This window comes from Anaerobacillus alkalidiazotrophicus, from assembly GCF_001866055.1.
In genome coordinates this window covers 1399096-1416201 of sequence record NZ_MLQS01000001.1, presented here as the reverse complement: position 1 = coordinate 1416201, position 17106 = coordinate 1399096, and the positions used below count along the sequence as shown (strand labels likewise).

Genomic DNA, 17106 nt, shown 5'->3' with positions numbered 1-17106 from the left:
CTCCTTCTAGTTTTCTTCTTTTCTTCCATCGATGTGACATGAGGTACAAGTTTGTTCAACATGGCAACTTAAGCAAGTTCTGTCAAACTTCGGTTCAGGCGACAAAGGCGTTGGATGTTTTTGTTGCCACTGATCTGGATGCCCACCAGAGTGACAGGTTGCACAAGTAACGTTTGTGACAGGTGATTGCGATTGTGACGACTTGTCATAATCATGACAGGTTAAACAGCCGTCTTTGTTTTCATTTACGAACGTACCGTGTTTTGAGAAAAATCCTTTAGCCTGGTGACTATCAGGACTTTGACTATGACAATCTGCACAAAATGTATTTGTTTTCGCATATTCTTGAACAGGTATTTGTTGATGATCAGGTTCGCTTAGAATAAATTTCGTATAATATGTTTTGTCTTTAAGTTCTTTAATAGGATTTTTTGACTGGAAAGAATGACAGCTATGACAGGTTAACAACTCTTCTTCTGACAGCTTCCCATGATTTTTTGTTAAAAAGTCTTTATCTTCATGATCAATTGGGAACATCCCTGTTGAATGACATGCTTCACATGTTAACGGCGCTCGCTTTAGTTCATGACAATCCATACATGTCGCTTTTTGTGGTGCAGTATACTTCGAATAGCTCATCATGTAAGCACCTAAAGTTTCATCCCAATGTTCAAAATCAGATTTGAATGTTACTCTTCGTTCTGATACTTTTCCGTGTGCCACACCAGCGTGACAGGTTACACACTTAACTTCTTTATCGGCATGAATGCCATGTTCGGAAATAATATCACCCGAGGAGGTCACTTTTCTATTTTCCATATTGTGACACTTTGTACACGACTCATCCGGAATTAAACTTGGCATTCGAATTGGTGCAACATACGTATCTGTAATGGTATGATAAAGTTCCCAAAGCCCACCAATTTTTGCTTCAACGGTCCCTTCAAGTCCTGGCTTAATATGACAATCTTTACAGTTAACCGAACTATGCGAAGACGCTTCCCACGTTAATACTTGCGGCTGCATCATATGACAGCTTGCACAGAACGTATTCGTAGAGGTAGCCTGAACTCCAATTGTCACGGATAATGCTAGTCCTACTAATCCAATAAAAAAGAATGTTGCGACCTTAATGATTTTTAATTTTTTTCTATATGCGTCTGAACTTTCAGCGCCTAATTCCTGTAATTGCTTTTCTTCTTGATCATGATCATTTTTCACGTTTCGTCACCCCACCTAATCCTTTCGCTGCTATCTTAGTAAAAGTAATTCTATTTTTATCAGTGAATTGAATGACACGAATTACTCGTTGTTCGGTACAAAATCCGGGTTCTTCTCTATATGACAGGTTAAGCAGAAAACGGTATTTGCAGCTTCCCTTTGAACCACTTCGATATTAGGTACGTAATTATCCCAAGCCATCTCTTTTGCTTCTAATATTTCTTCAATAGATTGTGGTTGAACTCTCTTCACCCAATTATTTTCGTCGTGGCAGGTGATACACTGTTCAAGTTGTTTACGGGCATACTCACCGTGATTTTCATTCCAGTCTGTTTGCTCATGGTGAGTTGGAATTTTCATCTCTATATGGCATGTCTGGCATTCCATTGAAATTTTATCGTCCTTGTTTGCTGTTCGTATCACGGTCTCAAAAACTTCACTAGATGTTAAAATTGGTCCTTCAAAGGCGTTAGGCGGAACAGCAATAATATAGTTTTTATCTTCCCATGGCTTTAAGCCTTGGTTTACTTGATAATGACAATCTATACAAGTACCCATATTTGTTTTTACATAATCTCGAGTAATTAATTTATCTGCATTTTCAACTGTCCAATAGTCGTATGTATCATTGGTGTTAATACCGCGTTCAACCATTTTGGCGTGAGCAACACCGCTATGACAGGTCACACAAGAAATCCCTTGTTCTAGATGAACATCATGGTCTTCAATTAAATTATCAGTTGCAGAAACGACACGATTAGGGGAATGACATTCTAAACAAACAACGTCCCTCATCGCTTTAGGCAATGTAATTGGATTAGGCTGAGTACGAGTGACATGGCGATAAACTTCTTTTGTTGCAGCTAGTTTTCCGAGAATCGTGCTTGTGAATCCTGGTTCAATATGACAAGCTGTACATTTGATCTCACTATGAGTGGTTGATATATGAGAAACATACTCCGGTGACATCTCATGGCAACTAGAGCAAAACGACGTAGTCGATGTTGCTGCGATCGCTCCGTAAGAAAATCCGGCAATCATAACAAAAGCAACGACTGAAAAAAATAATAGTTTCCATTTATTTATTGGATCACTCCAGTTGATTTGACGTAAGCGCCTCCGTATTCTTTTCACTAAGAACGGCTTCTTCACTTTTTCATCTTTTCCCATAATTTCCGGCCCACCCTTTTGGTTTATTTACCGCGTACCAGGTATATGTAAACACTATTAAGATAGCGTTTTGTTACAGTGTTAGTTAGTGGTTACTTACTCTCATTCTATTACAAAACATACCATTATAGTTGTGAACATAATGTGAATTGTGTGATAATGTGTGAGAGTATGTGATAGAGATTCTCAGTTGGTATGTCCACAATCAACCAAAGAGCTTGCAAACTTGATAACGCTTTAAATTTAGTGGATTTTAAGATAGAACGACAAAAGCCACCAAAACCAAGACTCGGAAATGGTAGCTTTAAAATAGCTGCTTTTGTGGACACAGAATCCACTCACTAAGTCACTCGAACGCGATTCACTCTCGTTTGTGCGCGGTAATACATTTATGCGCGATTCTCTCCCGTTTGTGCGCGGTAATACATTTATGCGCGATTCTCTCCCGTTTGTGCGCGGTCCGCTGTCGATTGTGCGCGCTCTGCTCCCTTTTCTGCTCGTTTCCCCACTAGTTGTGCGCGGCAATCCATTTATGAGCGGTTCACTCCCGTTTGTGCGCGGTTCGCTGTCGATTGTGCGCGATCCGCTCCCTTTTCTGCTCGTTTCCCCACTAGTTGTGCGCGGTAATCCATTTATGTGCGATTCTCTCCCGTTTGTGCGCGATTCTTTGTCGATTATGCGCGGTTCACTCCCGTTTGTGTGCGTTCCTCACCCTGTTCTGCTCGTTTCCCCACTAGTTGTGCGCGGCAATCCATTTATGAGCGTTTCACTCCCGTTTGTGCGCGATTCTTTGTCGATTATGCGCGATTCTCTCCCGTTTGTGCGCGGTTCGCTGTCGATTGTGCGCGGCAATACATTTATGCGCGATTCCACTTCTTTTTTTGGCACGTTACTCAATTTACGCTTCTTCTTAGCCTACAAAAAAGGGCTCTATAATAATTGTTGGGGTTACCAAACAATTATTATAGAGCCCAAAAAAGAGGCATGAACACTTGTTCATCGCCTCTTTTCATATCGTTTATCAACAACCTGTTATTCACTTATAAAATAATGACTTACAAAGTTTGCCCAAAGATGGTGACCATCTTCGTTAGGTGTTCTTTGATCATCAAGGATATATTCGTTTAGTGCTTCATCCTCAATAGAAGGCCACATGTCCCAATGATCAAAGTATAGGTAACCCTTTGCAAGTGAATGTTCCTCTAACTTAGTTACTTGAGTTAAATAATAAGACGGCTGAAAAATGGGCTGTGGCGGTTGTACAATAACAACGATATCGTTATGCACTTCCCTAACTTCATCAATGAAACGATCTAAATGTTTGAGTGTGTCTTCGATACGTGTTATACCATTATCATTCAACAATAAAGGTTCAATTACTAGGATATCAGGGGATTTTTCAACGACTAAATGGTATCCCTTTTCATGTAAAACTTCATACGAACCTTTATCTCCATATGAAACAACTTCTACAGAAAACACACCATGACCATATGCTTCGTCTAAACGCTCCATAAAAATATCAGGCCAACTATCCATTTCTGCTGTCGCTTCTAGTACGCTAGACCCGGTAATAACGATCTTTATTTCCTCATTATTACCTACTGCACCAATAACGAGCTCGGCAACCGCATCGTCCATATTTTCAGTTATTAGCCGTAATCGTTCCTTTTGGGCTTCCTCTTTCTCAGATTGAATCTCTTGTTCTATGTTTTCCTGCATTAATTGTTTCGCCTCAGTGGCAGTTGCTTTCAATTTTTGATCATACAAATTTTTACTTACTATAATTGTAGCTATTGCTATAAAAACTACAAAAACGATTGCTATTTTCTTCATATATTCACCTTATATCTTAGAATATGGATATTAATAGTTTAAATAACGTTCCGAACCATTTAAAAATGTTAGAAATCGTACTTCCAATTAATGAAAGCAACCCTTTTTGTTGTTCAACTTCATCTTCATCTCCGTTGACTTCTACCGTTTCACTTTGAATAAATTGTTCGAGCTCTATCTTTACTTCTTCAGCCTCGGCTTCAAGCCTTGTCACGTACTCTTCTTGTAAAGATTTAAGTTCTTGTAATCTACTAATAATCTTTTCGAAATCAAGGTCATTTTCATAAGGGTTATCTTTAATAATCATCAATAATTCATCGATTTGTTCATTTGATAACCTTCTAACAAGATCATTGAATGGATCTTCTGAAAAAGCTGCTAAAGCACTTTCGTGAGGATGATTATGTAGTAGAATAGTTAGGACATTATGTAGGATAAAATCATCTAGCTTTTTATAATATTCGTTGTTTGCATTAAATGAAAGAATAATTTCTTCTACAACATCTTTTTTTATATCCTCTATTACCTCATTCTCTTGCTGTGGAACGATTACTGGTTCTATTGTTGTAGTAGGTTCGTTTTCATTTGTCGTTTGAGGTGTTTGTGGTTTTCGATTTTCAGTTGTCGTTTTCTCTTCCTTAGGTTTATTTGGTTGGGTCTGTTTCTCTTCTTCCTTAGGTGGTGTCGTTTCTTTAGGTTTTGGCTCTACTTTCGGAGTTTCTTCTTGTTGCTTTGGTTCTTCTTCTTTTGGTTTTTCCTGTTGAGGTATTTCCTCTTTTGGTGGTTCACTTACTTTATCATCTTCTTGTTTGTCAGTCGGCTTTCCCGTAGACGTTTCATCATTCTCATTAATAGCTGTATTTTTATTCGAAGTATCTTTATTTTCATCTACTTCTCCTAATACAGTTGTAGAAAAAGTAAGGTTACACAACAGTACAGTAACGATAACTGCTAGTTTCTTTTTCATACATACCTCCAATCTAACTATTACTCCTTCATTCTAGTAACTACCTTATGTTCCTATTAGATTATACCATTTTATTAGAAGTTTTATCTTTAACTACATTAAAATGGCAGGAATTTTGTCTCCATTATAATACATCTTTTTATGTAATTCCTCATTTTTTTTATAAAGCTGAACTTCAATCAGTGGGGAAGCTCCTTCATCCACCACTGATTGTTAGTTCAACTTATCGGACCTTTAGAGGCAGTTAATCCCCCACCTACTTCTATATTTTCTTTCGTTTTGAGGTGAGGGTCTTACTGCCCCTTAAGAGTGGGATAAAAGGATGTTTTAGGGACCACAGTTCCGTTATTTCTCAAAAATGTGAGTTTTTTATAGACTTTCGGACCATGGTTCCGTTATTTAGTAATTTTTGAGTAAATAATTGATAGTTTTAAGTAAATAACGGATTCTCTGACCGATAAAAAAATCTACTATGTAGTATGACGAAAAAAGAATGGTAAACATCATACTTTTCTAGTATCTACTAGTTTTTATGACTGATTGCTTCTGGTTCCTAAAATGATCTATCATAAAATAGATAAAAAGGGCAAAAACTATCCCAGTTAAACCACCTACAGAATCAAGGACAACATCTTGCACCAAAGGAGTACGGTTGGGTGTGAAAGCTTGGTGTAACTCATCACTAATTGCATAGATCACAACGAAGCAAAGGGAACTGATGAAACTTAACACTTTTGGAAAACTGCTCGCCCACATCGCTCGATAAAAAAGAAAACCGAGGCAGAAGAAAAAAGTAAAATGAGCTCCTTTTCGAATTACAAATTCAAGGAAAGATTCTACACCTAATCTAGCAATACTTATTTCGGCTGTCGCATAGGTAAATTGGATATTTTTCAAAAATTCGATTGCAGTTCCGACTTCAATTTTTCTTTTCAAGAAAAGTAAAATTGATTCAATTCTGAAAGCCATAAAAACTGCCAACATTATAAAACTTATTGCTAATATAAGAAATAAAAACCCGTGAAACAATACTTTATAGAGATAATCAAGACCTTTTCTCTTATAAATTTTCCAAAGATAATTGACAAACCAACCAACAAGAGCCAAAGTACCAAGACTAAGTAGGACGATAAAGAGCATCCACTGTTCAGTAACAAGCGTAATCAGACCTAATCCATCACCTTTTTCATAAAGCTTACGTTTCGCATTTTCAATACTTAATTCGCTTACTAATACCTTTACTTTTTCTATATCCGTCACTTTTCCTAAATACGGTTTAATATCTTGTTGCTCATAACTTTGAGACGATGCCACAAAAATAATTGTTGCCATAAATAAAACAGGTAACCAATAGAATAAAACAAGTTTAAAAGTTCTCATAGCATCCCCTTTTTTCCACAGAATTGATATTCTTACCAATCTATTATGATTTAGCCTTTTATGTCAAGATTAGTAGCTACTCACTTGTTTTGTCTCCTACTCTTTGATCTTTTAGATTATAGCTCTAACCAACTACCTTACAATCGTGTTTTTGAACACATGTAGCGTTAATCGTCATAAAGCTGAACTTCAAACAGTGGAGGTCTACTGCCCCTTAGTAGTGAGGTAAAAAAAGAGGTATGAACTTAAAAATGTTCAAGACCTCTCATTACTCTCCGTGATTTGCTTGTATTTTTTACCTTCTATTTCTATTTACGTATGCTTCATTAGCTAACATTAAACCAACTGAGTTATTTTGATTCCAGATTGTGTTCCAATTTGAGAGTGGTACAGGGCGAGCACCAACAAATGGTGAAATTTCAGGTGTTAATGCAGGTTTTTTCTGAGTTAAAATAAACCAGTCAGTAAACCCACCACCACTCACACTGTTTTTTAAGTCAATAATCCGATACCCTGTTTTTTGCGAAACCATTGAAGCGATATTGCGTGTAAAAGGTTCCTGATCCAATCTAGTAAAAATCACTTCTCCAGAAGAATGATATGAAATAGCTGTTTTAAAATCTCTACTTAACGTAAAATTGTAAAGTGCTATTGCTTCGGGCTCACTTAAAGGTTTCGTTCCTTTATAATTTTCAGGGCCTGGCTTTCCAGGATTATTCGTAATTGAATTCCATAATGCTGGAAACTGTCTATTTAAATCCACACCTCTAATGTTTGCCTTCCACGACCTGAAATTAGTACTATTGTTATTTAGTCTTAATACAGCTTGAGGATTTTTGGCACTTTTATGACCTTTTTGAACCAAAGTAACTCCATCCGGATTTACCATAGGAACAAACCAAATACTAGTATTTGTTAATATTTGTCTAGCGTCATAGCCATCGATTTTGGTTCTTTGAGCATAAGCTCTAGCATAATCGTCTAGCATTTTCATCGTAACATTTGTTGTCATATGTTCTCGCGCATGGTTGGAACCATTAATAAAGATTTCTGTTTTACCTAAGCCAAGCTTAATAGCGTGTAAATTTCTACCGTCAACCGATTTGCCAATGATTCTAGTTTCAATAATATCTGGATACATTCTATTCAATTGGACAATATCTTTCTCCATTTGTTCGTACGTATAAATTTGTCTTCCATTCACAACAGAAGATATTTTCGGACGAATTTCTCCATTTAAAGCTTTGTCTAAAGTAGATAAAGTCAGTTGATCAGCAATTCCATTCACGGGAATGCTATAATACTTTTGAAATTGGCTGACCCTTTGAGCTGTAATCCTCCCATATAAATTTGTTGGATTTGCTGAAACTGAAAAACCAGCGCGATCGAAGTCTCTTTTTAACCTAATCACTTGATTACTTCTTACATCTTGTTGCAAAGGAGAAGCTAATATCTCATTTATTTTGTTTAAAACAGTTTGATCAGCAACGCCATTAACTGTGAGATTATGAGCTCTTTGAAAATCTCTAACTGCTTTAGCGGTAGAAGGTCCATACCAGGTTGTTGGATTTGCTGAAATACGAAAACCGACTTTTTCTAAATTAATTTTTAGAAGTACTACGGCTTCATGTCGAACCCCTTCCCTCAGAACTAAAGAACTAACTTCTTTGATCTTATTCAAGGTTAGTTGATCAGAGATTCCATTAACTGGAATATCAAATGTACTTTGAAAGTCCATTACTGTTCTTGTTGTTACTGGTCCATACCATTCTGTTGGGTTATTGGACATTTTGAAGCCAACTTTTTCTAAATCAAGTTTTAACTGGATGACATCAGTATTTCTAGCCCCTTCTTGCAAATCTGATGCAAGAATTTCAGCAATTTTTTTTAACGTTAAATCATCAGCTATCCCATTTTCAGGTAAACCATGAACCCTTTGAAACTCCATTACCGTTCTCGTTGTTACTGGCCCATACCACTCTGTAGGGTTACTAGATATTTTGAAGCCGACTTTTTCTAAATCAAGCTTTAGTTGGATAACATCAGGATTCCTAGCCTCTTCTTGCAGTTCTGATGCAAGGATTTCGGCAATTTTTTTAAAAGTCTCTTCATCAGCTACTCCATCTACCTCTAAATTGTGAGTTTCTTGGAATTCCACAACTGCCAATGTTGTTACCGGACCGTACCAATTCGTAGGATTGTTTGAGACTTTAAAGCCAACCTTTTCTAGGTCAAGCTTTAATTGAATGACGGCATCATTACGATCCCCTTCTCTTAATACTAGACCATTCTCTTCTTCTAGTTGTTCCGTTTCTTCTATCTTATCGCTTTCCTCTGTTTCTTCTTCCTCAATAATTTCATCTACAACTTCTTCCGCTGTAGATATGTTATTTTCAGTAGAGTCGATTTCGAGTTCATCTTCTGTGAGTAAATCTAAACTAGTAAACTCGTCATACGAAATAAAAGAAATTGAGCTATCGTTTGATAGTATTACATCTTCAAGGTTCCCCTCTTCTATCCCAATAAACGTAACATTTCCATTTATGTGTAGTTCATAATTATTAATAATCTGAAACCCATTGCTATCTATAATTGCATGATCTATTATTAATTTACTGTTAATAAATAAGTCTTCAGTTAATCTTTTATTTTGATCCCATACAATATCTTCGTTTAGTTCACCTCCAACTTCTTCAAATTCAAAAGATTGGTGAGTAGTCTCTGCAAATGTAATATTAGTAAATAGGGGCTGAAAAGAAAATACGAAACATAAAAATGATAAAAACACTTTAATTATTATGGCTTTCAACTGCTTCTACACCTTTCAAAAAGTCTATATTGTTTGTTAAATTTTTCAAATCTAGTAAACCACGTAAAGTTTCTCCTTAACCTAGTAATATTTCTTATTATCCTTACAAGTAACCACTACCTTTCTATATTACAATCCAATATACATCTACTATATTATATATACATTACCGTAATTTTCCTATATCGTTTTTGTAGAACATTTACCCAAAATAAGAAACTCTCAAGACCCTTGGGCACGAGCAGCAGCTTTATGCCATTCCGTTTGCTCAAGAGCAAAGGAGCTTCGAAGTAATCCAAGTAGTAGCTTCACAACAGGGCGTCCTTTAACAGAAGCCGCATTTTGGCTCTGATAAGGTCTGAAGTGACAAAGCTCATAGGCGGTGGAGTTAGGCATCATTCCAAGTTCAAAAATTTATAAATTCTTATCTTTTCATCAAACTATTTCTATAATATTCTATTTATATTTTTAAACATTCTATTATAATAGATTCATAGTATGGGATAAAGGGTGTGGATAATGAGAAAGGTTTTTATATTTCCCTTGTTATTTTTAGTAGTTTTTTTAATATTGTTACCTCAAGCTTGGGCAGAAACATCTACTGAAAAAGTAATAATCGTCTATCATGACGATATTGATGAATCTTTAATAACTGATTTAGATGGGCAAATCGATCAAACCTATCATCAAGTTTCAACAATAATCGCAGAATTGCCTAATGAAGAAGCAAAAATGCTTCTACAACAAAATGATAAAGTCCTTTCGGTAGAAGTAGACCAAATTATTCAGATTAATAGTCAAATTCAAAACTGGGGTATAGAGAAAGTCCACGCAGCTGCAGCTTGGGAATTAGAATACACCGGTAAAGGAATAAACATTGCTATTATTGATACCGGTATCGCTGTTCATAAAGATTTGACTATTGCTGGCGGAGTTTCATTTCTTCCAGACTCTACTTCATATAATGATGAAAATGGACACGGTACACATATAGCTGGAATTATCGCTGCACAAAACAATGGTAATGGAATAAGTGGGGTAGCCCCAAATGCTAATATATTTGCAGTTAAAGCCTTGGATGAAAACGGACAAGGACTTGTGTCACGCATCGTTGCTGGAGTTGATTGGGCAATTACAAACAATATGGATATTATTAACATTAGCTTAGGGACATCTCAAGAATCGCTTTCACTTAAAAATATCGTTAATAAAGCTTATGATAAAGGGGTTCTCGTCGTTGCTGCGGCAGGAAATAACGGTAATCAACAAGGGACTGGCAACACTGTGCAGTATCCAGCTATCTATCCTTCTGTTATTGCCGTATCAGCAATTGATTCATTGGAAAGGCGTCCGTCATTCTCTGCTACAGGAAGTGCCATTGAGGTAACAGCTCCTGGAGTCAATATTTATAGTACACATTTAAACAATGGTTATGTAAATATGAGTGGGACTTCAATGGCTGCACCTTTTGTTTCCGGAGTATTAGCCTTATTAATAGAAGCTAATCCTACACTTTCTCATATTCAAATAAGAGAAAAATTACAACAATCAGCCCTTGATATAGGATCTGTCGGAAGGGATCCATTATTTGGTTTTGGTATCGTCCAAGCTCCAAAGATACTTGAGTTAAAAGAAGGTGATCGCCTTCCAGAAGTCATTCAGTTAAAACTCGATTTAGAAAGGGCGAATTTCTTTATTTCTAGTAACCCAACTAATTGGTTTGGACCCGTCACAACACAGAAAGTTAGAGAGTTCCAAACAGTTTTTGGATTAAACGAAACGGGTATCGCCGATCGAACAACACTATTAACACTTAAAAAAGTCATTAATGGGGAGATTACTCGCCCACCTGTCATTAATCAAATTTTAAAAGAAGGCGACAATCACCCCGATGTCATTCGATTAAAATTAGACCTTGAAAAAGTTGGGTTCCGTGTATCGGTAACTCCTACAAGTTGGTACGGGCCTATCACAACTCAAAAAGTTAGAGAATTTCAAGCTGTTTTTGGATTAAAAGAAACTGGTGTAGCTGACTCAACAACATTACTAACGCTTAAAAAGGTCATTAATGGGGAAATTACTCGTTCACCAATACCGGAAAAAGTTTTAAAGGAAGGTGACAGACGACCAGAAGTCACCCAATTAAAACTAGATCTTGAAAAAGTAGGTTTTCAAGTATCTGCAACCCCTACAAACTGGTATGGTCCTATTACAACCCAAAAGGTCAGAGAATTTCAAAAAGCTTTTCTATTACCGGTAACAGGTGTTACTAATAGCGAAACATTAACAACATTAAGAAAAGCCATTAACGGCGAAATTTTATTTTTACAAGAAGGTGATCGACGTTCTGAAGTCATTCAGCTAAAACTAGATTTAGAAAAAGCAGGCTTCTCAGTATCGTCAAATCCTACAAACTGGTTTGGCCCAATTACAACTGAACAAGTAATGAAATTTCAAGCTAAACATAAGCTACCTGTTGATGGTTTAGCTAGTCCTCTTCTTTTAGGTAAATTAATGGAAGTAAATCAAAACAGGTAATCGACTACTTTGTTTTTCATGAAGGGCTCCTATATTAGGAGTCTTTTTTTATAAAATAAAAGTAAAAAATTTCAGACTTGGAGGGATTTCTAGTGCAACGTTCTTTCTAAATAAAGTTAGCCAACTATCTTCATTTCCAAGAGGTAGTGTTATTTTATCGACTTATGACCGTGCTTTAACGTTTATGCAAGAAGTTCCCCTCTTCAAGAGTAGCTAAGCGATAAGTAGTTTAGTTATTATTTATATCCAACTATTTATAATTTCTTTACTAAATAATGTAAAAGTGCTAATCTGTTAATGATTAACAACGGATTGAACCATAGTTTTAATAACTTAACTACATCTCGATGAATAATATCATCCTTTGAGATGTAGTATTCAACTTTAAAACTATTAACTTAGGAGATGAAGAAATGATTTTAACTAAAAAGTTATATAATTGTATCGTACTGTTTGCCTTTATCGTTACTTCTCTACTATTTGTAGGATGTGCAAATACAGAAGAAACTACCAATGAAGATAAGGAGCTGGATCCTGTTATAGAAGAAGTTGATGTAAAACAAACCCATGATGACACAAAAGAAGAAACGAACAAAGAGCCTACAGAAAATGACTTAATTATTGAGGTAAAACTAGCATATTTAGATGAAATTACTTACTATGCAATAGGTGATATATTCAATGAGCAGCTCTTTTCAGACGGTGAATGGAGCATTAAAGATGGAAAAGTTTCATTTCAAGGTTATTTTAACAAAGAAATTTTCCCTGGCGAACCTTCCCATATAACGGTTCTATTTCATCAAAGTGATTCAGACTATCATTATTCAATCACTATAAAATATAACGGTGAAGATGTAACACAGGAAAGTCACGAATTAATCATTGACCAAATAGAAAGTTTGCTACAACAAAATTCACCATTCAAAGGTGAATATGTAATAGGACCTTGGGAAGCGATCAAACTTGTCGAGGAAAAAACAGGTCTTCAATATGCAGATGAATTTGACACTTCAAAACAGCAATACAAAACAGAACCCGTACCGATTCAGATTTTTGGTGTATATACGTGGATTATCCCTGTGATCGATCCAGATACCACAAGTTATGTTGGTGAGCTTTTTGTCGATTGGAAAACAGGCGATATATATAATGATTACGGAGAAATTATCAGTCATTAACTAACTACTCAAACAGACATTATCTAAGGAGATGTGTGTCTTCACACTCTCCTTCTTTTTATTAAAGTTGAATGAGGGGGGGATGGTAAGTTAAATAATCATTACTAAACTTTATATCAGTGTAATAAATCGATTTTTATTTATCCGTAAGAAAAGCGCAAGCGCCTTGGTCACAAGCGATAGGCACTGGAAGTCCTTTGACAGAAGCCGCTCTTTGGCCTTTCATATTTACGTGCTTCTGCGTCTTCTAGCATAGTTCCGTAGCAAACTTCCTCGAAGCAGTGTTTTGTGCGACGAGTAACCGCAGGAGCAAAGCTGCATGAAGCTAATCGACGAAAGATCTCAAACAAATATTGAAGTCCGTTGCTTGACTGAAGTGAACGAGCTCGTAAGCTTCTTGCGCTAAACAGTTTCCAAGTTAGAAATATTATACTTTCATAACTTCCTAAAAAAACTCACTGAATTTGTCTACCTACTCCAACAACCGCCTCTCCAACTCTCTTTTTGTATTCGGTCCGTAAATACCATCAATTTCATTTGGTAGATAGACTGATTGAAAACGACTCACTCCGTCTTTTGTTTTTCTACCAAAAATTCCATCCTCTTCTCCAACGTGAAAGTTAACTGTATTTAGTGCTCTCTGAAGTTGCTTAACTCCTTCCCCACGATCACCACGCCTCAAAATACCATTTGGTAGTTCACTAATAGTAGGCTCAAATCTCGTATACTTTGTCCCTGCTGAAATCCAACCTAACGAACCGATGTCATACAACCCATTCTTTATCCCGTAAACTTCCAACTGTTGCCCTTTTCGAATCGCACCAGTAATTTTTGAGTTAAATGACGCTTCAGCTCTACGATTTAGAAATGGAACTAATACCGTTGCATGTCCAATCACTTCTCTATTTTTTCCTGCTGCTAGTTGAATAGTTTGTCCAATTCTTAGATGATACGGATCGAGATTCGGATTTAATGAAAGAAGTTTTGCGACTGTTATATGGTTACCCGCAGCTATTTCCCAAAGTGTATCGCCTTTTTTTATCACATGTGTCGAGTTTTCCAATGTTATAGGTGCTATCGATTTACTAGCTAACACCGATTTCCAATCAAAAACAGGGCATTGCTTTCGCGCATATCCCGGATAGTCATTATGGCCTAACGTTCGTTTATAATTTGGCAAATCTATTTTCAAAGCCTCGACTAAGTGACGTAAGGATTGTTTTTGAGCGTCAGTAGGCTGTTCTATACGAAAGTCCCCTGATAAACAAATTCCTATAGCCTGATTATTAAAATTACCTACATGATACGTTCGCAAATCTAAATTATTACACCATTTTATCGTTCCGTTTTCCTCTATCACAAAATGATACCCTATCCCTGGCCAACCTAGTGTGTAAACGTGATAGTTTGCATAACCTTCTGCATTACTGCCACTAAGATGCATTTTAGTTAAAGAATGATGAAGTGCAATATCTTCCTTCCGCTCAATTCCGACTACAGGAAACTGTTTAGTTTTGTGGCCTGTTATGGAAGCTCTTACATCTACTAGCTGCTCCAATTTTCTAAAATTCATAGAACTTCTCTCCTTTTCTATTTATAGAAATGCTCATTATATTTCGATTATCTATATAATAAGTACAATCCATATTAAAAAAGGGGATGTATTAGGCAAAACTAAAAGGCAGCCTACTGATATTGTCATGTAGCTGCCTTTTTTCGCTTCAGGTCACGCACTGTTACATTTCGTATAATTCTATCGGCAAACCATCTGGGTCCTTAAAAAATGTAAATTGTTTCCCAGTATGAGGATCGATTCGTACTTCCTCAACTTCAACACCGTAGTCTTCTAAGTGACTGATTGCCTCAGGCATGTCCTCAACAGAAAAAGCTAAGTGACGTAATCCCGTAGCTTCTGGAGTAGTGGGGCGTTTTGGAGGATTTTCAAAGGAAAACAACTCGATCACATATGTATCATTTAATGCCAAATCTAACTTATATGACTGACGTTCTTTGCGAAAAACTTCATTTACAATATTCAATCCTAAAATTCGAACATAAAAATCTTTTGACCTTTCATAATCCGAACAAATAATAGCAATATGGTGGACATTTGCTAATTTCATTACACACACTCCTCGTTATTTTTTCTTGATAAAAAAACTAATTGTTCTCGCAGAACATCATTTTTTCTGTTCTGCGAGTTTATCACAAATCGACTACATTTCCCGGAAAATGCCGAAAGAAAAGAAGGATATTTCCCGGAAAATGATGGGAAATGTTGTTTTGCTAGAGTAATAGAGTCGATTTTCAACCATGACATGTCGATTCATTTTTTTCTAACTACGTACTTTCGTAAACCCTACTATTTTATCCCACTCTTAAGGGGCAAGTAAGACCCCCACCTCAAAACGTAAGAAAATCGAGAAGTTTAGGTGGGGGATAAACTGCCCCTAAAGGTCCGATATAGAATAACTTTCATCAGTGAAGCTGATGATTAGTTATTCTTATGCCCGTGGTATAAGTTGAACTAACAATCAGTGGGGGATGAAGGAAAACCGCCACTGATTGAAGTTCAGCTTTATCAACGCTCGACCGATTGATCAACCTGCTTATTCATTCTCAACTTCTCTGTACTCATACCATATGTGACATTACGCCATAACCATTCCATTGGTCCAAATGCAAAGCGTTTCATCCATAAAAAGCTATAACCTATTTGAAGTAAGAAAATCATAACCGTAAATAATAAACCATAAAACGGACCTATTTTTCCAAACAACCCTAGTCCATAACTATAAAAGATAAATGTGCAGAGGATCGTTTGCATCAAATAGTTTGTTAAGGCCATTTTTCCAACTGGCTGTAGGACTTGAGCAACTGACGCTAACCTTCGTTTATTTTGTAAGAGTAATAAAATACACATGATATAAAAAACACTTAACGAAGGACCACTTACAAATAGTCCCGCATACTGCACAAAGTACCATGGCGAATCCCCACCAGCATAAAGCAGCTTACCGACTATCGCGAGTACAAGTCCAACAACCCCTATTAAAAAACTATTTCTCGCTATTTTACGGACTCTATCTATTTGCTCTTGGGTTTTTGTGAAAATTCCTGTTTTCCACAAATACATTCCAAAAAAGAACATGGACAAAACTACCGCCAATACAAAGATATTCCCAACCAAAATCATTCCAATTTCTTGAAGCCTTTGCATAAAAATTTCTTTATAACTACCCCCACCGTAAATCTCAACAACCGTTTGCACCTCACTAAATGATAAATAGTTAGCTTGATCGGTTGTTGTCGTCGGACTAACAAAAGCCAACAATACTGCTAGTAGTAGAAAGAACAAAACTGGAATCATCATTGTCATGAACGTTGCTTTTAATAAGAACTTCGGTGATTTGAAGCGAACGATAAGTAATACAAATCCTAAAAGAGCATAAAACGTTAAAATATCTCCGTACCATAAGAAAAACATGTGGAACAAACCAACGCATAATAGAAACAATAGGCGTCTAACGAATATCTTCTTTACGTTAGCACCTCTTCTTTCCCCCCGCTCCATAAATACTAAAAATCCAATCCCAAATAATAGCGAGAACATCGAAATAAACTTAAACTCTGCAAATATAAAAATAAACCATTGGCTTATTTCATCTGCAAGTGTTGTAGAAAACGATACATTGGCCATTTCTGCCTGCAAAGTAGGTGTTGAAAAAAACTTCATATTTACTAACAAGATCCCAAACAACGCAATAGCCCTTATAATATCAAGGGATACAATCCTTTCTTGATTTGAAGTAGGTGCGAAGCAAAGTTCTCGTTTCAAACCACATACCTCCTTTACTTATTTTTCCATCCTTGATTATACCACTAAATACTCTTGTCCAATTAAAAAAATTTTGATAAAAGTGTAGAAAGGTTCATAAATATGGAATGATCGTTTTTGGATGAAGGAAACATTATTTAGAGAGGTTTGTTTCTGATGGGGAAGCAAT

12 protein-coding genes are annotated in these 17106 nt (G+C 36.3%); 3 read left to right on the top strand and 9 right to left on the bottom strand.

Features of this window, described 5'->3' with window-relative positions:
* Positions 1-6: 6 nt before the first annotated feature.
* Positions 7-1221: a NapC/NirT family cytochrome c gene (locus BKP45_RS06800; protein WP_071388899.1), complete on the bottom strand. Its 1215-nt coding sequence runs from the start codon at positions 1219-1221 to the stop codon at positions 7-9.
* Positions 1222-1302: 81 nt separating this feature from the next.
* On the bottom strand, positions 1303-2391 hold the full coding sequence (locus BKP45_RS06795) for a cytochrome c3 family protein (RefSeq protein WP_071388898.1): 1089 nt from the start codon (positions 2389-2391) through the stop codon (positions 1303-1305).
* Positions 2392-2782: 391 nt separating this feature from the next.
* Here BKP45_RS06795 and BKP45_RS22035 point away from each other — a divergent pair, with 391 nt between their 5' ends.
* Positions 2783-3379: a hypothetical protein gene (locus BKP45_RS22035; protein WP_169824075.1), complete on the top strand. Its 597-nt coding sequence runs from the start codon at positions 2783-2785 to the stop codon at positions 3377-3379.
* A gap of 44 nt (positions 3380-3423) precedes the next feature.
* On the opposite strand, the gene BKP45_RS06790 is transcribed toward BKP45_RS22035, so the two are convergent.
* The 4 genes from BKP45_RS06790 to BKP45_RS06775 form a co-directional block, all read right to left on the bottom strand.
* Positions 3424-4227, bottom strand: a complete 804-nt coding sequence (locus BKP45_RS06790; protein WP_071388897.1) for an SGNH/GDSL hydrolase family protein — start codon at positions 4225-4227, stop codon at positions 3424-3426.
* A 16-nt stretch (positions 4228-4243) separates the two neighbouring features.
* Positions 4244-5194, bottom strand: a complete 951-nt coding sequence (locus BKP45_RS06785) for a hypothetical protein (protein ID WP_071388896.1) — start codon at positions 5192-5194, stop codon at positions 4244-4246.
* A gap of 513 nt (positions 5195-5707) precedes the next feature.
* Entirely contained in the window at positions 5708-6574 is an 867-nt protein-coding gene (locus BKP45_RS21480; RefSeq protein ID WP_084787658.1) for a VanZ family protein, read from the bottom strand.
* Between the two features lie 295 nt (positions 6575-6869).
* Positions 6870-9383: a peptidoglycan-binding protein gene (locus BKP45_RS06775; protein WP_071388895.1), complete on the bottom strand. Its 2514-nt coding sequence runs from the start codon at positions 9381-9383 to the stop codon at positions 6870-6872.
* Between the two features lie 519 nt (positions 9384-9902).
* On the opposite strand from BKP45_RS06775, the gene BKP45_RS06770 reads away from it, so the two are divergent.
* Positions 9903-11921, top strand: a complete 2019-nt coding sequence (locus tag BKP45_RS06770) for a S8 family serine peptidase (protein ID WP_071388894.1) — start codon at positions 9903-9905, stop codon at positions 11919-11921.
* A gap of 413 nt (positions 11922-12334) precedes the next feature.
* Positions 12335-13099 carry a hypothetical protein gene (locus BKP45_RS06765; protein WP_071388893.1) on the top strand — a complete coding sequence of 255 codons (765 nt, stop codon included), beginning with the start codon at positions 12335-12337 and terminating at the stop codon, positions 13097-13099.
* Between the two features lie 472 nt (positions 13100-13571).
* On the opposite strand, the gene BKP45_RS06760 is transcribed toward BKP45_RS06765, so the two are convergent.
* The 3 genes from BKP45_RS06760 to BKP45_RS06750 all read right to left on the bottom strand — a co-directional run bounded on the left by BKP45_RS06760 (position 13572) and on the right by BKP45_RS06750 (position 16937).
* Entirely contained in the window at positions 13572-14672 is a 1101-nt protein-coding gene (locus BKP45_RS06760; protein WP_071388892.1) for an N-acetylmuramoyl-L-alanine amidase, read from the bottom strand.
* Between the two features lie 163 nt (positions 14673-14835).
* Positions 14836-15222 carry an SMU1112c/YaeR family gloxylase I-like metalloprotein gene (gene gloA2 / locus BKP45_RS06755; protein ID WP_071388891.1) on the bottom strand — a complete coding sequence of 129 codons (387 nt, stop codon included), beginning with the start codon at positions 15220-15222 and terminating at the stop codon, positions 14836-14838.
* A 458-nt stretch (positions 15223-15680) separates the two neighbouring features.
* Complete coding sequence (locus BKP45_RS06750; RefSeq protein ID WP_071388890.1) at positions 15681-16937, bottom strand: DUF418 domain-containing protein; 1257 nt, start codon at positions 16935-16937, stop codon at positions 15681-15683.
* Between the last annotated feature and the right edge of the window lie 169 nt (positions 16938-17106).